Origin of the sequence: Priestia aryabhattai B8W22, assembly GCF_000956595.1 — a bacterium.
Classification (GTDB): Bacteria; Bacillota; Bacilli; order Bacillales; family Bacillaceae_H; genus Priestia; species Priestia aryabhattai.
Genome location: NZ_JYOO01000002.1, coordinates 214,818 through 235,037, shown reverse-complemented (window position 1 = coordinate 235,037; position 20,220 = coordinate 214,818). Strand labels below are relative to the sequence as shown.

At 41.5% G+C, this 20,220-nt stretch carries 16 protein-coding genes; 15 read left to right on the top strand and 1 reads right to left on the bottom strand.

What is annotated here, in order from left to right; genetic code table 11:
- Positions 1 to 79: 79 nt before the first annotated feature.
- From N178_RS02495 to pyrE, 8 genes are read left to right on the top strand one after another with little or no spacing between them, the layout of a single operon-like run.
- Positions 80 to 1,018 (top strand): aspartate carbamoyltransferase catalytic subunit, encoded by a 939-nt coding sequence (locus N178_RS02495; protein WP_013058938.1) that lies wholly within the window; start codon positions 80 to 82, stop codon positions 1,016 to 1,018.
- The gene (locus N178_RS02490) at positions 981 to 2,270 is read left to right on the top strand and encodes a dihydroorotase (RefSeq protein ID WP_045290205.1); all 1,290 of its coding nucleotides are present in this window, start codon (positions 981 to 983) and stop codon (positions 2,268 to 2,270) included. The genes N178_RS02495 and N178_RS02490 overlap by 38 nt, the downstream gene beginning before the upstream one ends.
- A complete protein-coding gene (locus N178_RS02485) occupies positions 2,255 to 3,340 on the top strand; it encodes a carbamoyl phosphate synthase small subunit (protein ID WP_028411464.1) in 1,086 nt (361 codons plus the stop codon). The genes N178_RS02490 and N178_RS02485 overlap by 16 nt, the downstream gene beginning before the upstream one ends.
- On the top strand, positions 3,340 to 6,552 hold the full coding sequence (gene carB / locus N178_RS02480) for a carbamoyl-phosphate synthase large subunit (RefSeq protein WP_045290203.1): 3,213 nt from the start codon (positions 3,340 to 3,342) through the stop codon (positions 6,550 to 6,552). Before N178_RS02485 ends, carB begins: the two co-directional genes overlap by 1 nt.
- Positions 6,549 to 7,322: a dihydroorotate dehydrogenase electron transfer subunit gene (locus N178_RS02475; RefSeq protein WP_034265289.1), complete on the top strand. Its 774-nt coding sequence runs from the start codon at positions 6,549 to 6,551 to the stop codon at positions 7,320 to 7,322. The genes carB and N178_RS02475 overlap by 4 nt, the downstream gene beginning before the upstream one ends.
- Positions 7,319 to 8,260, top strand: coding sequence for a dihydroorotate dehydrogenase (locus N178_RS02470; protein WP_045290200.1), 942 nt, complete (start codon positions 7,319 to 7,321; stop codon positions 8,258 to 8,260). Before N178_RS02475 ends, N178_RS02470 begins: the two co-directional genes overlap by 4 nt.
- Positions 8,232 to 8,954, top strand: coding sequence for an orotidine-5'-phosphate decarboxylase (gene pyrF / locus N178_RS02465; protein ID WP_028411462.1), 723 nt, complete (start codon positions 8,232 to 8,234; stop codon positions 8,952 to 8,954). The genes N178_RS02470 and pyrF overlap by 29 nt, the downstream gene beginning before the upstream one ends.
- Positions 8,951 to 9,589, top strand: coding sequence for an orotate phosphoribosyltransferase (gene pyrE / locus N178_RS02460; protein ID WP_045290198.1), 639 nt, complete (start codon positions 8,951 to 8,953; stop codon positions 9,587 to 9,589). Before pyrF ends, pyrE begins: the two co-directional genes overlap by 4 nt.
- 47 nt (positions 9,590 to 9,636) lie before the next feature.
- Here the strand turns inward: pyrE and N178_RS02455 are convergent, their stop codons facing one another.
- Positions 9,637 to 11,349 (bottom strand): Rqc2 family fibronectin-binding protein, encoded by a 1,713-nt coding sequence (locus N178_RS02455; protein ID WP_045290197.1) that lies wholly within the window; start codon positions 11,347 to 11,349, stop codon positions 9,637 to 9,639.
- A gap of 141 nt (positions 11,350 to 11,490) precedes the next feature.
- On the opposite strand from N178_RS02455, the gene N178_RS02450 reads away from it, so the two are divergent.
- From N178_RS02450 to priA, 7 genes are all read left to right on the top strand, one after another.
- The gene (locus tag N178_RS02450) at positions 11,491 to 14,169 is read left to right on the top strand and encodes a cation-translocating P-type ATPase (RefSeq protein WP_045290195.1); all 2,679 of its coding nucleotides are present in this window, start codon (positions 11,491 to 11,493) and stop codon (positions 14,167 to 14,169) included.
- A gap of 153 nt (positions 14,170 to 14,322) precedes the next feature.
- A complete protein-coding gene (locus N178_RS02445; RefSeq protein WP_045290193.1) occupies positions 14,323 to 15,198 on the top strand; it encodes a YicC/YloC family endoribonuclease in 876 nt (291 codons plus the stop codon).
- A gap of 46 nt (positions 15,199 to 15,244) precedes the next feature.
- Entirely contained in the window at positions 15,245 to 15,505 is a 261-nt protein-coding gene (locus N178_RS02440) for a DUF370 domain-containing protein (RefSeq protein WP_013084831.1), read from the top strand.
- 13 nt (positions 15,506 to 15,518) lie between these two features.
- The gene (gene gmk / locus N178_RS02435) at positions 15,519 to 16,133 is read left to right on the top strand and encodes a guanylate kinase (protein ID WP_013058927.1); all 615 of its coding nucleotides are present in this window, start codon (positions 15,519 to 15,521) and stop codon (positions 16,131 to 16,133) included.
- Positions 16,134 to 16,135: 2 nt separating this feature from the next.
- Positions 16,136 to 16,357, top strand: coding sequence for a DNA-directed RNA polymerase subunit omega (gene rpoZ / locus N178_RS02430; RefSeq protein WP_013058926.1), 222 nt, complete (start codon positions 16,136 to 16,138; stop codon positions 16,355 to 16,357).
- 180 nt (positions 16,358 to 16,537) lie between these two features.
- Entirely contained in the window at positions 16,538 to 17,755 is a 1,218-nt protein-coding gene (gene coaBC / locus N178_RS02425) for a bifunctional phosphopantothenoylcysteine decarboxylase/phosphopantothenate--cysteine ligase CoaBC (protein ID WP_045290190.1), read from the top strand.
- On the top strand, positions 17,752 to 20,166 hold the full coding sequence (gene priA / locus N178_RS02420) for a primosomal protein N' (RefSeq protein ID WP_045290183.1): 2,415 nt from the start codon (positions 17,752 to 17,754) through the stop codon (positions 20,164 to 20,166). Before coaBC ends, priA begins: the two co-directional genes overlap by 4 nt.
- Positions 20,167 to 20,220 lie beyond the last annotated feature (54 nt).

Below are 20,220 nucleotides of genomic sequence, written 5' to 3'. Positions count from 1 at the left end.
TTTTCTTACACCCTTTCTAAGTTAGAAAGGGTGTTTTTTATAAAGAAATGCGAGGAAAGCAAAAATGGAGGGAATCGATATGAAACATTTAGTGACAGTCTCAACACTAGAAACAAATGAAATTCTAGAGATTTTAGACAGCGCTGAAAACTATCGAACGAATAAACAAGGATGGAAACCGGAAGAGAAAATGTTTGTTGCCAACTTATTTTTTGAAGCGAGCACGCGTACTCGATGCAGCTTTGAAATGGCAGAACAGCAGCTAGGATTAACAACAATTCCGTTTGAAGTAACAACTTCAAGCGTCCAAAAAGGAGAAACGCTTTATGACACGATTGAAACATTAGCTTCAATCGGCGTTCAGTCAGTTGTTATTCGCCACCCGCAAGATCGTTATTATGAAGCACTGCAGGAAAAAGTATCGATTCCCATCATTAATGCAGGAGACGGATGCGGTCAGCATCCAACTCAGTGTCTGCTTGATCTACTGACGATTCGCCAAGAGTTCGGCTCGTTTAAAGGATTAAAAGTCGCAATAGTCGGAGATTTGCGACATAGCCGCGTAGCGAGATCGAATGCTGAAATGCTGACAAAACTAGGGGCGACCGTATATTTTGCGGGACCTGAAGAATGGAAAGATGAAGAGAACAGACACGGTACATATCTTGATATCGATGAAGCAATCGAAACGGTCGATGTTGTGATGCTACTGCGTATTCAATTTGAAAGGCATGAAGAGAACACTTCAGAGCTTGCACAAAACTACCATAGCCGCTTCGGATTAACCGTTGAACGAGAGCGAAAAATGAAATCACATAGCATTATTCTTCATCCAGCTCCTGTGAACAGAGGAGTCGAAATTGCAGATGAGCTCGTTGAATGTGAACGCTCAAGAATTTTTAAACAAATGCAAAATGGCGTGTACATTCGCATGGCAGTATTAGCAAGAGCGCTACAACCAATTGAAAGGGGACTTAATAATGACAACAATTATCAAAAATGCTACATGGTTAAATGAAGGGAAAATTGAAAAAGTCGAACTGAAAATTGAAAATGGTGTAATTGCTGAAATAGCTTCACACATTGACGTACAGAATGAAGAAGTCATTGATGCAGGCGGGAACTTCTTATCACCGGGTTTAATCGATGTTCACGTTCACTTGCGTGAGCCAGGAGGAGAAAAGAAAGAAACGATTGAAACAGGTACTCTAGCAGCTGCAAAGGGCGGTTTTACAGCAATTGCTGCAATGCCCAATACTCGTCCAGTTCCTGATACTGTTGAACAAATGGAGTGGGTAAACAAGCGCATTGAAGAAACAGCACATGTGCGCGTATTGCCGTACGCATCAATTACTACTCGTCAATTGGGAAAAGAACTAACGGACTTTGAAGGCTTAAAAGAAGCGGGAGCATTTGCTTTTACAGATGATGGAGTAGGGGTTCAGTCGACAGGAATGATGCTAGAAGCGATGAAAAAAGCCGCTTCATTGAACAAAGCAATCGTTGCACACTGTGAAGATAATGATTTAATTAACAAAGGCTGCGTACACGACGGGAAATTCGCAAAAGAACATGGACTAAACGGTATCCCTTCTATCTGCGAAGCCGTTCAAATTGCACGAGATGTCCTGCTTGCTGAAGCAGCAAACTGTCACTATCATGTGTGTCACGTAAGTACAAAGGAATCCATTCGCGCCATTCGTGATGCGAAAAAAGCAGGGATTCGCGTAACCGCAGAAGTAACGCCTCATCATCTGTTACTAAATGAAGAAGATATCCCGGGACTTGATTCGAATTTCAAAATGAATCCGCCCCTTCGAGGAAAAGATGATCAACAGGCATTAATTGAAGCTTTATTAGACGGAACGCTTGATTTTATCGCCACTGATCACGCACCGCACACAGCGGACGAAAAAGCAGAAGGCATGGAGCTTGCGCCTTTTGGGATTGTGGGACTTGAAACAGCTTTCCCGCTTCTTTATACAAACTTGGTATTAAAAGAAGTGATGACGCTAGAGCAGCTAGTATCGTATTTAACAAACAAGCCGGCTGAAACATTCAATCTTCCTTATGGCACGATTGAAGTGGGGAAAACAGCGGATTTAACCATCATTGATCTTGAAACAGAAAAAGCAATTAATCCAGAAGAATTTGTATCCAAAGGTAAAAACACGCCGTTTGCTAACTGGGTATGCAAAGGTTGGCCGGTAATGACATTAGTAGAAGGTAAACGAGTATGGGAGGATGTTAAAGCATGCAACGTCAACTAATTTTAGAAGATGGAACAGTATTTATCGGAAAAGGATTCGGCAGCGACAAAGAAATGACAGGAGAAGTTGTTTTCAACACGGGAATGACAGGATATCAAGAAATTCTATCTGATCCATCATACTGTGCACAAATTGTGACATTAACATATCCTTTAATCGGAAACTACGGTATTAACCGCGATGACTTTGAGTCGATTGAACCAGCTGTACACGGTTTGATTGTAAAAGAAATTTGTGATGCTCCTTCAAACTTCAGAAGTGAACTATCAGTAGATGAATTTTTAAAACAAAAAGATATTCCAGGATTAGCTGGAATCGACACGCGAAAATTAACGCGAAAAATTCGTCAGCACGGTGCGCTTCGCGGACGCGTGTGCAGCATGGAAGTCAATGTAGAAGAAGTGGTAGCACAGCTTCAAAATCATGAACTTCCGACGGATTCAGTTAAAAAAGTATCAACGGTGAAGCCGTACCCAAGCCCAGGCAGAGGTAAAAAAGTGGTACTCGTTGACTTTGGAATGAAACACGGAATTTTACGTGAATTAACAGCTCGTCAATGCGACGTGATTGTGGTTCCTTATAACGTAACTGCGCAAGAAATTCTTCAATTAAATCCAGATGGCATCATGTTAAGCAACGGACCTGGAGACCCAAAAGATGTACCTGAAGCAATCGAGATGATTCAAGGGGTTTTAGGGAAGGTTCCGCTTTTTGGAATTTGTTTAGGACATCAGCTGTTTGCCCTAGCATGCGGAGCAGATACAGAAAAAATGAAATTTGGTCATCGTGGATCCAACCATCCTGTAAAGGATCTAAAAACTAATAAAGTAGCTCTTACATCTCAAAACCACGGCTATACAGTGTGTGAGCCATCTCTTGTCAACACGCCATTAGAAGTGACACACGTTGCGCTTAACGATGGAACAGTTGAAGGAGTAAAGCACAAAGAATATCCGGCATTTACGGTTCAATATCACCCTGAAGCATCACCGGGACCTGAAGATGCAAACGGATTGTTCAACGAATTTATGGATCTTATGAAAAACAATCAGAAAGTAGGTAATTGCTAATGCCAAAACGTCAAGATATTAACACAATTCTCGTAATCGGATCAGGACCAATCGTCATCGGACAGGCGGCAGAGTTTGACTATGCAGGAGCGCAAGCATGTATTGCGTTAAAAGAAGAAGGATACAAAGTTATTCTTGTAAACTCCAATCCTGCAACAATCATGACAGATTCAGAAATGGCAGACAAAGTATATATTGAACCTCTAACGGTTGAATTTGTAAGCTCAATTATTCGTAAAGAACGCCCGGATGCACTGCTTCCAACGCTTGGCGGTCAAACGGGGCTGAACTTAGCGGTAGAATTACATGAAACAGGCATTTTAGAAGAATTTAATGTAGAAATTCTCGGGACAAAATTATCGGCGATTGAACAAGCTGAAGACCGTGAGCAGTTCCGTTCATTAATGAATGAACTAAATCAGCCTGTCCCAGCAAGTGAAATCATTCATTCGCTAGACGAAGCATATGCGTTTGTTGAACAAGTAAACTATCCGGTAATTGTGCGTCCTGCTTATACGCTTGGCGGTACGGGAGGCGGAATTTGTGACAACGAGCAAGAGCTGATTGAAATTGTAACAAGTGGATTAAAACACAGTCCTGTAACACAGTGCTTACTTGAGAAAAGCATTGCAGGCTTTAAAGAAATTGAATATGAAGTAATGCGCGATGCAAACGATAATGCGATCGTAGTATGTAATATGGAAAACTTTGACCCGGTCGGTATTCATACGGGAGATTCAATTGTTGTAGCACCAAGCCAAACGCTAAGCGACCGTGAGTATCAGCTGCTTAGAAATGCGTCACTAACAATTATCCGAGCGCTTAAAATCGAAGGCGGATGTAACGTTCAGCTAGCACTAGATCCAGAAAGCTTCCAGTATTACGTAATTGAAGTAAACCCTCGTGTAAGCCGCTCATCGGCTTTAGCATCAAAAGCAACAGGGTATCCAATTGCAAAATTAGCAGCAAAAATTGCGGTAGGCTTAACATTAGATGAAATGATGAACCCGGTAACTGGGAAGACATACGCATGTTTCGAACCGGCACTAGATTACATCGTATCTAAAATTCCACGCTGGCCGTTTGATAAATTTGAATCAGCTAACCGTAAACTAGGTACACAGATGAAGGCAACAGGGGAAGTAATGGCAATTGGCCGCACGTTCGAAGAGTCAATTTTAAAAGCCGTACGCTCACTTGAGTCAAACGTTCATCACTTAGAGCTGAAAGATGCGCATGAATTTGATGATGCCATTATTGAAAAACGTATTCGCAAGGCTGGCGATGAGCGATTATTCTACATCGCAGAAGCCATTCGCCGCGGCGTAACAATTCAGCAAATTCACGAGTGGAGCAAAATCGATCTTTTCTTCCTCGTAAAACTTGAAAAAGTGATTGCTTTTGAAAATGTGTTAAAAGAAGAGATTCATAACGTAGAAGTTTTACAGGAAGCAAAAGAAATGGGATTTGCAGACTGCACGATTGCTAAGCTATGGAAACAAACAGAGCGTGAAGTATATGACTTCCGCAAACAAAATGGCGTGATGCCAGTATACAAAACGGTAGATACATGTGCAGCAGAATTTGAATCTACAACACCATATTTCTACGGTACATTTGAAGATGAAAATGAATCGATTGTTACAGATCGTAAAAGCGTTGTAGTGTTAGGATCAGGTCCGATCCGCATCGGGCAAGGAATTGAGTTTGACTATGCAACGGTTCACTCGGTGTGGGCGATTAAAGAAGCTGGATACGAAGCGATTATTGTCAATAACAATCCAGAAACAGTATCAACTGACTTCAGTATTTCAGATAAATTATACTTCGAGCCGCTGACGATTGAAGATGTGATGCATATCATCGATTTAGAAAAACCAGAAGGTGTAGTTGTACAGTTCGGTGGTCAAACAGCAATCAACTTAGCGGATGAGCTAGAAGCAAGAGGGGTCAAGATCTTAGGTACGTCGCTTGAAAGCTTAGATGCAGCGGAAGACCGTAAAAAATTCGAAGCGACGCTAGCGCGTTTAGAAGTACCTCAGCCGCTTGGAAAGACGGTTACTTCAGTTGAAGAAGCAGTGGTTGTCGCAAAAGAAATTGGTTATCCGGTGCTTGTACGTCCTTCGTACGTACTGGGCGGACGCGCGATGGAAATTGTGTATAAAGAAGAAGAGCTGCTTCATTATATGAAACACGCGGTGAAAGTACACGCTGATCATCCTGTATTAATCGACCGCTACTTAACGGGAAAAGAAATTGAAGTCGATGCCATTTCAGACGGTGAAACAGTGGTTATTCCAGGGATCATGGAGCATGTAGAGCGCGCGGGTGTCCACTCAGGCGACTCCATCGCTGTATATCCACCGCAAACTCTGTCACAGGACGTAAAAGATACAATCATTGATTACACAACACGAATTGCAAAAGGCTTAAACATTATTGGACTGCTTAACATTCAGTTCGTCTTATCAAAAGGAGAAGTGTTTGTTCTTGAAGTAAATCCTCGTTCAAGCCGTACGGTGCCGTTCTTAAGTAAAATCACGCGTATTCCGATGGCGAATGTGGCAACAAAAGTCATTTTAGGAACAAGTTTAAAAGATCTTGGCTATGAATCAGGCATGCACCCTGAAGAAGAAGGCGTCTACGTAAAAGTGCCGGTCTTCTCATTTGCAAAGCTGCGCCGCGTAGATATTACGCTTGGACCTGAAATGAAATCTACTGGAGAAGTAATGGGGCAAGATTCAACGTACGAAAAAGCATTATATAAAGGACTAATTGCGTCAGGTATGTCCATTAAGCCGTACGGTTCAGTACTTATGACAGTAGCGGATAAAGATAAAGAAGAGGCAACAGCGTTAGCAAAGCGCTTTGCTAATATTGGCTACCAAGTGATTGCAACGGAAGGAACAGCTTCAACGTTTACAAAAGAAGACATTCGCGTAAAAATAGTAAATAAAATTCATCATGAAGATCACAATCTTTTAGATGTGATACGAAAAGGTGAAGCGCAGCTGGTCATCAACACGCTAACAAAAGGAAAACAGCCTGCGCGTGACGGATTTAAAATTCGCCGTGAAGCAGTTGAAAATGGCGTACCTTGCTTAACATCACTTGATACAGCAGAAGCAATTTTACGAGTGCTTGAAACGATCAGCTTCCATACAACGCCAATGAAAAAAGTTCGTCCAACCAAAGAGGTGACAACCGTATGATCAAACATGAAATGATGCAAGTCGTCAGTCAGCGACCGTTAACACACAATGTATATGAATTAACCCTTCAAGGCGAGCTTGTTCGTTTCATGAATGAGCCGGGGCAGTTTGTGCATATCCGCGTCAACAACGACTATTTGCCACTGCTTCGCAGACCAATCAGTATTGCAGAAATTGACCAAACGCACGAACAGTTTACGATGATTTACCGTGCAGAAGGGGCGGGAACATCGCTGCTCGCTGAAAAACAAGCCGGACAGTCGATTGACGTGTTAGGTCCCCTTGGCCACGGTTTTCCATTAGATGCGATAGAGTCGGGTCAAACGGCTTTATTAGTAGGGGGAGGCATTGGAGTGCCTCCGCTCTATGAGCTTTCAAAAAGACTTCGTGAAAAAGGCGTGCAGGTTATTCACGTCCTAGGTTTTCAATCAAAAGCAGACGTATTTTATGAACGAGAGTTTTTAGCTTTAGGAGAAACATATATTGCAACGGTAGACGGCTCTTACGGAACAAAAGGTTTTGTCACAACGGTGATTGACGAGCATCAATTTTCATATGACGTTATGTTTTCATGCGGTCCAACTCCGATGTTAAAAGCACTAGAAAATAATTATACAAACAAGCCGCTTTACATTTCTTTAGAAGAAAGAATGGGCTGTGGAATCGGCGCTTGCTTTGCATGTGTATGCAGGGAAAGTGAAGATTCTACGGCGTATAAAAAAATCTGCAGCGACGGTCCCGTCTTTCAAGCAGGGGAGGTGCTTCTATGAGTATGCTAAAAACGACATTGCCAGGGTTAGATTTGAAAAATCCAATTATGCCAGCATCCGGCTGCTTTGGATTTGGGCGTGAGTATGCTCAATTTTATTCACTTGATGCACTTGGAGCCATTATGATTAAAGCGACTACTGCTGAAACTCGTTTTGGCAATCCAACTCCTCGCGTAGCGGAAACATCTGCAGGAATGTTAAATGCGATTGGATTACAAAATCCTGGGCTAGAAAAAGTAATGAATGAAGAGCTCGTTTGGCTTCAGCAATATGATGTGCCGATTATCGCGAACGTAGCCGGCGCTTCAATTGAAGAATATGTGCACGTGGCAAAACAGATTTCAACCGTATCAAATGTGAAAGCACTTGAATTGAATATTTCATGTCCTAACGTAAAGGAAGGCGGAATTGCGTTTGGCGTAGATCCTGTCATCGCTGCTCGTTTAACAAAAGCAGTAAAAGATGTTTCAAATGTTCCAGTTTATGTTAAACTATCACCAAACGTATCCAATATTGTAGACATGGCAATGGCTGTTGAAGAAGCTGGAGCGGATGGCTTAACGATGATCAATACGCTTCTCGGGATGCGTCTGGATTTGAAAACAGCGCAGCCAGTTTTAGCGAACGGCACAGGCGGACTGTCAGGACCTTCAATTAAACCGGTAGCGATTCGAATGGTGTATGAAGTGAGCCAAAAAGTAAACATTCCAATTATCGGTATGGGCGGAGTGACGAATGCTGAAGATGCACTTGAATTCTTATATGCAGGTGCAAGTGCAGTAGCGGTTGGTACAGCAAACTTTGTTGATCCGTATGTATGCCCAACCATCATTGACGAACTGCCAAGGCTATTAGCATCATTAGGGTACGAGCATGTTTCAGAATGTATCGGAAGGAGCTGGAAAAAGCGTGAAGCAACCGTTAATCATTGCTCTTGATTTTTCATCAATTAACGATGTACAGCAGTTTTTAATGCCTTTTCAACAAGAGTCATTATTTGTGAAAGTAGGCATGGAACTGTTTTATAAAGAAGGGCTATCCATTATTTCTGCATTAAAAGAGCAAAACCACCAGATTTTCTTAGACTTAAAGCTTCATGATATTCCAAATACGGTAAAGCAAGGAATGAAGTCTTTGGCTTCTCTTGAAGTGGATTTGGTTAACGTTCACGCAGCCGGCGGAACGAATATGATGCAAGCAGCCGTTGAAGGACTTGACTTAGGAACCGCTGCTGGCAAAAAGCGTCCGGATTGTATTGCGGTTACTCAGCTAACGAGTACATCGGATGAAATGCTAAAAGAGCAGCAGCTCATTACCCACTCGATGCAAGAAGTGGTTACGCATTATGCAGCGCTTGCTAAAAAAAGCGGACTAGACGGCGTTGTATGTTCTACTCATGAAGTGCCTTCGATTCGAAAAGCAGCAGGAGAGGACTTTTTGACCGTAACGCCGGGTATTCGTATGGGCGCAGATTCAGTAGATGACCAAGTCCGCGTAGCAACGCCTCAGCTAGCGAGAGAATATGGCTCAAGTGCCATTGTGGTTGGACGTTCTATTACTAAAGCAAAAGACCCGCTTAAAGCATATTATGAGATGTTACAGCAGTGGAAAGGGGAGCGTATTACGCGATGACAAAACTACGAAAAGAAATTGCAAAACAATTAATTGATATTGAGGCAGTCAGCCTTCAACCGAACGATCCGTTTACGTGGGCCTCTGGAATTAAGTCGCCTATTTATTGTGACAACCGTCTAACGCTTAGCTACCCAAAAGTGCGAAAAGAAATTGCAAAAGGTCTGCAGCATTTAATTAAAACGTATTTTGCCAATGCAGAAGTGATTGCTGGTACAGCTACAGCTGGCATTCCTCATGCAGCATGGGTAAGTGAAGCGCTAGAGCTTCCAATGTGCTATGTGCGAAGCAAAGCAAAAGAACATGGTCAAGGAAACCAAATTGAAGGAAAAGTAACAAAAGGTCAAAAAGTAGTTGTGATTGAAGATTTGATTTCAACTGGCGGAAGTGTGTTTACCGCAGTCGACGCATTAAAAGCGCAGGGTTGTGAAGTACTGGGAGTTGTTTCTATCTTTACATATGAGCTGGAAAAAGCTCGTCAGCTGTTTAAAGAAAAAGAACTTCAAGTTTATTCTTTAACAGACTACTCTACGCTAGTAGAGGCGGCAAACGAAGCGGGATACATTGAAGAAGCAGCGATGGAAAAGCTATTTAAATGGCGTGAAAATCCTTCAGATCCTTCATGGATGAATTAAACTAAAAAAAACCCCTTTCTATATTTTATATAGAAAGGGGGTTTTTATTATGACTGACGCAGCTTCAGTACAAGTTCTTCGCTAGGCGTTACGTACACCGTTTGCTGATTATCGTACGTCACAAAACCAGGTTTAGCACCGCTTGGTTTTTTTACGTGGCGAATTTTTGTATAGTCCACTGGTACCGAACTTGAATTCTTGGCTTTACTAAAGTAAGCAGCAAGGTGAGCCGCTTCTAAAATTGTTTCTTCTGAAGGCTCTTGGCTGCGAATAACAACGTGAGAACCCGGTATATCTTTCGTATGAAACCAAACGTCATCACGAGCAGCAAGGCGATTTGTTAAATACTCATTTTGCTTATTGTTTTTTCCAACTAAAATCGTCGTGCCGTCGCTTGAAACATATTGTTCAAGTGAAGGAGTTGTGTTCTTTTGTTTTTTTGCTTGTTTTTGCTGACGGTTGCGCAAATATCCTTCTTCCACAAGCTCTTCGCGAATCTCTGCAATGTCTTTGTGAGAAGCGGTATCCATTTGCTGAATAAGCGATTCAAAATACTGTACTTCTTCGTTTGCTTTTTCAATTTGTTCGATTACAATCGAAACGGAATTTTTCGCTTTTTGATACTTTGTAAAATAGCTTTGAGCATTTTGAGACGGTGATTTTTGCGGATCTAATGAAATCGTAAGTGTACCGCTATTTTCATCATAATAATTAATAACATTCACTTTCGCATCTCCTTTTTTGACAAGGTGTAAATTTGCCGTAAGGAGTTCACCGGCTAGCTGATAATCAGATGCTTTTTCTGCATTTTGCAGCGTTTGCTCAAGTTTCTTTATTTTTTTCTCATTTTTCTTTTTCTCAGTGGAAATAAACTGTACTAAATCATGCGCTTGCTGCTTTACACGATCTCGTTCTGCTTTCCCGTAGTAATAGCGGTCAAGAAGCTCGCTGATGGTTGCATACGTTTTTTTCGTACCCTCTAAATGCGTTAATTCCAGTAAATAAAAATAGTCTTTTTGATTAACGGTTGTCAGAGTCGGTGTAAACTGACCTTCTTTGATCAGCGTCATGGTTTCGACAAATGATTTTGGAAGGGTAGAACGATTCGCTAAGCCAGAGCGAAACACCACTTCATTTGCAATTAAAGGAGAAAGCCCCGAGAAGGTCTGCACTAGCTGACTGGCTAACTTTCCGCTATTAAAATCGATTTTTTTAACCACCGTTTCTTCATCGGCTTCAAATGGATGAAGCTTATCTTGGCTAGGAGGCAGTACGTAAGGAGCTCCGGGTAGAAGCGTACGGTGCCTGTTCAAGGCCATTGGAACATGCTTAATACTGTCGATAATCGTTTGTTTTTCTTTATCTACCAGTACAACATTACTATGTCTTCCCATGATTTCAATAATAAGCTGCTTGTACGTCACGTCGCCGATTTCATTTCGTCCTTTTGTTTCAATGACTAAAATGCGGTCTAATCCAAGCTGATACACTTGTTCAATAATGCTTCCTTCTAAATGTTTGCGAAGAAGCATACAAAACATAGGAGGCTCAGATGGATTTTCATAGGGCTCATTTGTAAAATGAACGCGTGAATAGTTAGGGTGAGCTGAGATTAAAAGTTTGCGGTTTTCACCTTTAGCGCGTACTTGTAAAATCAACTCGTTTGGAAACGGCTGATATATTTTTGAAATTCGTCCTGAAACCAAGGTCTCAGATAATTCTTGTAAAATGCCATATGTAAAAATACCATCAAATGACATAGTGCTCACATCCTTAAGTAATTGAAAATTGTCCTATAGAAAAGTATAGCATTTTTTAGGACGAGTCTGAATAAGCATACGATATAAGATTGTAACAATCTAATAGGTGCATTTACAAATAAAAGGGTGTGAAAAGATGCAATGAAATGGTATGAATTAGGTGAAAAAGCAATAGTAGAAGTAACAAAAACAGACAGGCAGCATGGTCTTACACACAAAGAAGTAAAAGCACGTCAGCAGCAACAAGGGTTTAATGAATTGACTGAAGGAGAGAAAAAACCAGCCATTCTTGTGTTTCTAGAGCAGTTTAAAGATTTTATGGTACTGGTTTTACTAGCTGCCACGCTTATTTCAGGGCTTTTAGGAGAATACATCGATGCGATTGCTATTATTGCCATTGTGGTAATTAATGGATTTTTAGGGTTCTTCCAAGAAAGAAAAGCAGAGAAATCTCTTCATGCATTAAAAGAGCTTTCTGCTCCTCAAGTAGCAGCCATGCGTGAAGGGAAGTGGGTTAAGTTACCATCTAAAGAGCTGGTAGTAGGAGACATTGTAAAGTTTTCGAGCGGAGACCGTATCGGAGCTGACGTTCGGATTATGGAAGCCAAAAGTCTAGAAATTGAAGAATCAGCGCTTACGGGAGAGTCTTTGCCTGTTGCTAAGCAAATAAAAGCATTGTCAGGAGATGAAGTACCGCTTGGAGATCAGGACAATATGGCGTTCATGGGTACCCTTGTAACGCGAGGAAGCGGAACAGGTATCGTTGTAGGGATTGGAATGAAAACAGCAATGGGACAAATTGCTGATTTACTTCAAAATGCTGAAGCCATGATTACTCCTCTTCAACGGAAATTAGAGCAATTAGGCAAAATTTTAATCGTTGTAGCTCTTGCACTTACTGTATTAGTTGTCGGTATTGGTGTGCTGCAAGGCCATGATTTATACAGTATGTTCTTAGCGGGAGTGTCCTTAGCTGTTGCTGCCATACCCGAAGGTCTTCCTGCCATCGTAACCGTAGCGCTATCTCTTGGTGTACAGCGCATGATTAAGCAAAGATCCATTGTTCGCAAACTTCCTGCTGTTGAGACACTAGGGTGCGCGTCAGTCATTTGCTCAGACAAAACGGGCACATTAACGCAAAATAAAATGACGGTTACTCACCTCTGGTCGGGAGGGATGACGTGGAGAGTATCAGGGACAGGGTATGAACCTACTGGCATATTTTCACGAGAGGAAAGAGAAGTGGATACACGGAGTGAAAAACCGCTGCAGCAGCTTTTGGTGTTTGGTCTGCTTTGCAATCAAACGTCCATTTCGAGAAAAGATAAAGAATATGTTATCGACGGGGACCCTACTGAAGCGGCTTTGCTTGTTGCCGCGATGAAAGCAGGGCTGACAAAAGAAAACATTCAAAAACAGTTTACGATTATTGAAGAGTTTCCATTTGATTCAACGCGTAAAATGATGAGTGTAGTCATTGAAGACGCATCTCATAAGCGCTATGTTATAACAAAAGGTGCTCCGGATGTGCTGCTTATAAACAGCAAAAATGTTCTGTGGGAAAGCAGACAACAAACGCTGTCGGTAACGGTTCATAATGAAGTAAAAGGAGCGATTGATCAGTTAGCTAGCCAAGCGCTTCGAACCATTGCTATTGCTTATCGGCCGTTAGGAGACCATGAGAGTGTTCATACAGAGAAGGAAGCAGAAAAAGACCTGACTTTCCTCGGGCTTCAAGGAATGATTGATCCGCCAAGACCAGAGGTCAAGCAAGCGGTCAAAGAATGCCGAGACGCAGGCATCAAAACCGTTATGATTACAGGGGACCATGTTATTACAGCACAGGCGATTGCAAAACAGCTCGGAATTTTACCGAAAAACGGTCAAGTCTTGGAAGGAACGGATTTATCCAAAATGACGCAGGAAGAGCTAGAAGAAGTAGTAGATGATGTTTATGTATATGCGAGGGTATCACCTGAGCATAAGCTTAAAATTGTTAAAGCTCTTCAAGCAAAAGATCACATTGTAGCGATGACGGGCGACGGCGTAAATGACGCACCGGCTATTAAAGCAGCAGACATAGGCATTGCGATGGGCATCACCGGGACAGATGTAGCAAAAGAAGCGTCTTCGCTCGTTTTGCTTGATGATAATTTTGCCACTATTAAATCAGCGATCAAAGAAGGGCGAAATATCTATGAAAATATTCGGAAGTTTATCCGTTACTTGCTTGCATCAAATGTAGGAGAAATTTTAGTTATGCTCTTTGCGATGATTTTAGCACTTCCGCTTCCGCTAGTGCCGATTCAGATACTATGGGTAAACTTAGTAACAGACGGTTTGCCTGCGATGGCTCTTGGCTTAGACCAGCCAGAGGACAACGTGATGAAGCGCCATCCAAGGCATCCGCGCGAAGGTATCTTTGCAAGAGGATTAGGATGGAAAGTAGTCAGCCGTGGATTTTTAATTGGAGCTGCTACACTTGCTGCGTTCATGATTGTCTACGACAATGATCCAGATCGGCTGCAGTATGCTCAGACGATTGCATTTGCCACGCTTGTCATGGCACAGCTTATTCACGTATTTGACTGCCGAAGTGAAAAATCAATTTTTGATCGGAATCCATTTCAGAACTTATATCTTGTAGGAGCTGTTATTTCATCTATTATCCTTATGCTGGTGGCCATCTACTATCCGCCGCTGCAGCCTATTTTCCATACAATGGCCATTGCACCGCGGGAATGGCTCGTTATTTTAGGACTTGCAAGCCTTCCAACTTTTTTACTTGCTGGTTCACTTTTAACAAGAAAACCTTCATAAATTGTGCTATACTTTAATACAGGCTGTCCCAAATGAGAAAACTCATGAAGGCAGCCTTTACAGGTTGAATAAAGAAGAGAGATTTCTTTTTTTTGCTAACACTTTCTTTTATGATACTTTTTATGTAAGATGTACATAGTGGATGTGATGATAATGATAAAAAGTATGACTGGTTTTGGCCGCGGAAAAGCGGAAGTGGAAAATCGATCAGTAACAGTGGAAATGAAGTCTGTTAATCATCGTTTTTGTGAAATTGTTATCCGTATGCCAAGACAATTAATTGAAATTGAAGATAAAATAAAAAAAATCGTTCAAACATACATAAAACGTGGTAGAGTAGAAGTATTTGTTACTATTTCAGGTGAAGAAATGGCAAAAAAGAAACTGCAGACGGATTGGCAGCTGCTTGATGAATACATGAATGCATTGCAGCAAGTGAAAGAAAAGCACGGGCTATCACAATCTGTTCAAATTCGAGACATTTTACACATGCCTGAAGTGATGACAACTTATGAAGAAGAAGCTGATCAGACGAGTATTCATGGTGCAATCTTTGAAGCCGTTGAAGCTGCTGTTCATCAGTTAGTGGATATGCGGAAACGAGAGGGATCAGAGCTGTACCACGATTTAATGGGATACTTACAGGATATTCAAGACATTCGCGAAAAAATCACACAGCTTGCTCCTGAAGTTGCTGAACAATATCGCGAGCGTATTAAAAGAAAGCTGAGCGACTATTTAGAAGGTACTTTCGATGAGCAGCGAGTGCTGACTGAAGTAGCTATTTTTGCTGAAAAAGCAGATATTAGCGAAGAACTTACGCGAATTCAAAGTCATGTATCACAATTTATTCAAGCATTAAATACACCTGATTCAGTAGGACGCAAGCTGGATTTTCTTGTTCAAGAGCTGAATCGTGAAATGAATACAATCGGTGCGAAGGCAAACAATGGTACTATTGCTCAGTATGTTATTAGTATGAAAGCACAATTAGAACGCATAAAAGAGCAAGTTCAAAATATTGAATAGCCTTCGTGGAAGATAAAGATTATATTGGTATAGCAGGAGGCTTCTTATGAGCGGTAAATTAGTGAACGTTGGATTTGGGAATTTTATTTCTTCTAATCGTATAATCTCTGTCGTTCATCCTGAATCAGCTCCAATCAAACGCATTATTCAAGATGCAAAAGATCGAGGCTCTTTAATAGATGCAACGCAAGGACGCAAAACACGATCTGTTATTGTTATGGATAGCGATCATGTTATTTTAGCTCCTGTACAGCCAGAAACTGTGTCGCAGCGACTTATAAACAAAGAAGAATTATTAGAAGGGTAGGTCACTTGAACCGATGATTGAAAGAGGTTTATTAATTGTTCTTTCCGGACCATCAGGTGTTGGAAAAGGAACGGTACGAAAAGCATTGTTTGAGCAAGAAGACATTAAATTGCAGTATTCTATCTCTGCAACAACAAGAAAGCCCCGCGAAGGTGAAGTAGACGGCGTTGACTATTTCTTCAAACCACGCGAAGAGTTTGAGCGCATGATTGAAAACAAGAAATTATTAGAGTGGGCTGAATACGTAGGCAATTACTACGGTACCCCGGTTGATTATGTAGAACAAACGTTATCTGAAGGAAAAGACGTATTTCTAGAAATTGAAGTGCAAGGTGCTCTTCAAGTGAAAGAAGCATTTCCAGAAGGTTTGTTCATCTTCTTGGCACCGCCGAGTTTATCAGAGCTTAAAAGTCGTATCGTAAACCGCGGTACTGAAACAGAAGACTTAATCAATAACCGTATGCGCGTGGCAAAAGAAGAAATTGAACTTATGGACGCCTACGATTATGTTGTAGAAAATGACAAAGTAGAAAATGCTTGTGCTCGCATCCGTGCTATCGTAACGGCTGAACACTGCCGTCGTGATCGTATTTCTGCGCGCTATAAAAGAATGCTGGAGGTAGAATAAACATGCTTTATCCATCAATTGATTCTCTAATGGAAAAATTAGATTCTAAGTACACGCTTGTGACAGTAGCTGCAAAACGTGCTCGTCAATTACAGCTTCACAATGATACGCCGATTGAAAAGCCGGTTTCTTATAAGTTTGTAGGCTGTGCTTTAGAAGAAATTAATGCTGAACAATTAAGCTATAAGCAAGGTGTAGCAGAAGAAGACTCTAAACATCAGTAAGTGAAAAAATAACAACCTACTTTATAGGTTGTTATTTTTTTGATGCTTTTGTTTGTATTCAAGCAGGATAGTGAATGTCTCACTACAAAAATGGTATAATAATTGAATTGAAAAGCTTTAGATAGTTACCCGAGTAAACAAGCGGATGCTGGTTGAGCGGGATAAATAGATGGGGGCATAATGATGAAGGGAAAACGAATTTTATTATGTGTTAGCGGCGGAATCGCCGTATATAAAGCCGCAGCTTTAACAAGTAAATTAGTACAAGCAGGAGCGGAAGTTAAAGTAATGATGACTGCTTCAGCACGCGAGTTCGTAACGCCGCTTACGTTTCAAGCTCTGTCTCGAAACCCAGTTTATACAGATACGTTTGATGAAAAAGATCCATCTGTAATTGCACATATTGATTTAGCAGATTGGCCCGATTTAATTTTAGTGGCTCCTGCTACGGCTAATATGATAGGGAAAATAGCAAATGGTCTTGCAGATGATATGATTTCCACAACGCTGCTGGCCGCTACTGCACCTGTGTGGATTGCGCCTGCAATGAATGTTCATATGTACGATCATCCCGCTGTTAAAAAAAATATGAGCACTCTTTCATCATTTGGTTACTCTTTTGTAGAACCAGGAGAAGGGTATTTGGCATGCGGTTATGTAGGAAAAGGTCGCCTTGAAGAGCCAGAAACAATTGTTTTACTAATCGGCTCTTATTTTTCCAAAGTATCAGATACACAAAAAATCCTTGAAGGTATTAATGTATTGGTTACAGCAGGACCTACAGTAGAACGCATTGATCCCGTCCGATTTTTCACCAATCGCTCTACCGGGAAAATGGGCTATGCCCTTGCAGAACAAGCTGCTAAGTTAGGTGCATCGGTAACACTTGTAACGGGACCGACGAATTTAGAGTATCCAAAAGGGGTCCAGGTTGTTCAAATTGAAAGTGCGCAGCAGATGCTTGAAGCTGTTATGCAGCGCTATCATGAAGCAGATGTTGTCATTAAATCAGCCGCAGTGGCAGATTACCGGCCAAAGCATGTGTTTGATCAAAAGATGAAAAAGCAGCCTGGTGAAGCAGTATTAGAGCTAGAGAGAACAACAGATATTTTACGCACGCTTGGAGAGCGAAAAGAACACCAGCTTTTAGTCGGCTTTGCAGCAGAAACAGAACAAGTGGATGAATATGCACAAAAGAAACTTGCATCTAAAAACTTGGATATGATTGTAGCCAATAACGTGACGACAGAAGGAGCAGGTTTTGGGACGGACACAAATATTGTGACGCTCTATAAGCGAAGCGGAGAGTCTAAAGAACTTCCCATTCTTTCAAAACACGATGTAGCTACCGAGGTGTTAAAAGAAGTGAAGGAAATGTTAGAAGGGCTGAGAAAATGAGTGTAGCTAGTGTAATTGTGGACGTGGCTGCTAAACAAACAGATCGTGCTTTTGACTACGCTATTCCTGACAAATGGAAAGGGATTATTGTTCCGGGTATGCGAGTTGTCGTTCCGTTTGGTCCTAGAAAAGTTCAAGGGTTTGTGGTGGCCCTTAAAGAAGAGGCCGAAGTCAAGCGTGTTAAACCAATTGCTGACCTGCTTGATTTAACGCCGGTTCTGACTCCTGAACTGTTAGAGATTGGGCACTGGCTAACCGAAAAAACGCTTTGTTTTATGATATCAGCTTTTCAAGTCATGCTGCCTGCGGCGATGAAAGCAAAATATGATAAAGAACTGTCACTCCTTTCAAAAGAGGCATACGAACAGCTTCATGAGCAAGTCAAGCCGTTTTTTCAGTCAAGATCCTCGCTGAAGTGGAGTGAAGTAGAAAAAACAGCTGCTGCTCCTGCTTTTCACCGTGATATTCAAAAAGGTCTAATTGAAGTCGTCTATGTCGTGAAAAACAAAGGAAACAAAAAAACGGCAAAAGGCGTAAAACTGAATCAAGGCCTTGAAGACATTCAGCAGTTTATGAGCGAGTTAAATAAGCAGGCAGAAAAGCAAAAACAAGTGCTGTCTTTTATGCTCGATCGAAATGAAGAAGTAGCCATAAAAGAACTAGCGGAAGGTTTGCAGATTACCTCGGCTCCTATAAAAGCGCTGATTACCAAAGGACTCTTAGCGGAAACGGAAATTGAAATATACCGTGATCCTTATCAAGACCGATACTTTACACCATCAAAGCCTTTTCAATTGACGGATGAACAAGCTGAGGCAATCGCACCAATTCTGCATGACATCGAAGAAAATCTTCACGATGTGTTTTTAATGTACGGAGTAACCGGGAGCGGAAAAACGGAAGTGTATCTCCAATCAATTGATCAAGTGTTAAAAAAAGGGAAAGAAGCGATTATGCTTGTTCCGGAGATTTCACTTACTCCTCAGATGGTCAAGCGTTTTAAAGAGCGATTCGGCTCAAAAGTTGCTGTGCTTCATAGCGGCTTGTCTACTGGAGAAAAATACGATGAATGGCGAAAAATTCAGCGAAAAGAAGTATCCGTTGTGGTAGGGGCCCGCTCTGCTGTATTTGCTCCATTTGAAAACTTGGGCCTTCTTATTATCGATGAAGAACATGAGACGAGTTATAAACAAGAAGAAAACCCCCGCTATCATGCAAGAGATGTAGCCATTTACCGAGGGCAGCATCATCAGTGTCCCGTCATTTTAGGAAGTGCAACGCCAACGCTTGAGTCCTTTGCAAGAGCGCAAAAAGGTGTGTATAAGCTGCTGACGTTAAAGCAAAGAATGAATAAGTCATCAATGCCGTCGGTGGATATTGTTGATATGAGAGAAGAGCTTCGCGGCGGCAATCGCTCTATGTTTTCGACTATGCTGTTTGAAAAGATGAAAGACCGTTTGGAAAAAGGAGAGCAAATCGTTTTATTTTTAAATAAAAGAGGTCATTCTTCTTTTGTTATGTGCAGGGACTGCGGTTACGTTCCGACATGTGAGCACTGTGAAATTTCACTAACGTATCACCGCTATCAAAATAAATTAAAATGCCATTACTGCGGACACGAAGAGCATGTGCACACTGAGTGCCCAGAATGCCACAGCGAACATATCCGCTTTTTTGGATCTGGTACACAAAAAGTGGAAGAAGAATTAACAAAAGTGCTGCCTGAGGCTAGAGTCGTTCGAATGGATGTTGATACGACAAGCCGAAAAGGCGCGCATGAAAAGCTCCTGAACAAGTTTGCAAGTGGAGAAGCGCAAATTTTACTAGGGACGCAGATGATTGCGAAAGGACTAGACTTTCCAAACGTCACGCTTGTAGGAGTTTTAACAGCAGATACGATGCTGAATTTACCTGACTTTCGTGCATCTGAAAAAACGTTTCAGCTTTTAACTCAAGTAAGCGGGAGAGCAGGACGCCACAAGCTTCCAGGAGAAGTAGTGATTCAAACGTACACGCCTGAGCACTACAGTATTCAACTTGCGAGTCAGCATGATTACGATGCGTTTTATAAGCAGGAGATGGAAATTCGTAAAATGCATAAATATCCGCCTTTCTTTTACTTGGCGCTTGTAACGGTATCTCATGAAAATATTGCAAAAGTGGTGTCTGTTACAGACAAAATTTCGCAGTATCTGCGTCAGAAACTTTCGCCGCAAACAACGATCTTAGGGCCAGTCGCATCTCCGATTGCTAAGATAAAAGATAGATATCGCTATCAATGCATGTTAAAATACAAGCTGGAACCAAGCCTGATTCCGCTGTTGAAATATATATTAGAACGTTATCAAGCGGAAATGCAGAAAGAAAATTTAACGATTACCATTGATTTGAATCCATACTCGATGATGTAACTAGTCGTCTTGATGGCGTTAAAGAAGAAGCTTTTTGGATATAAATAGAAAGAA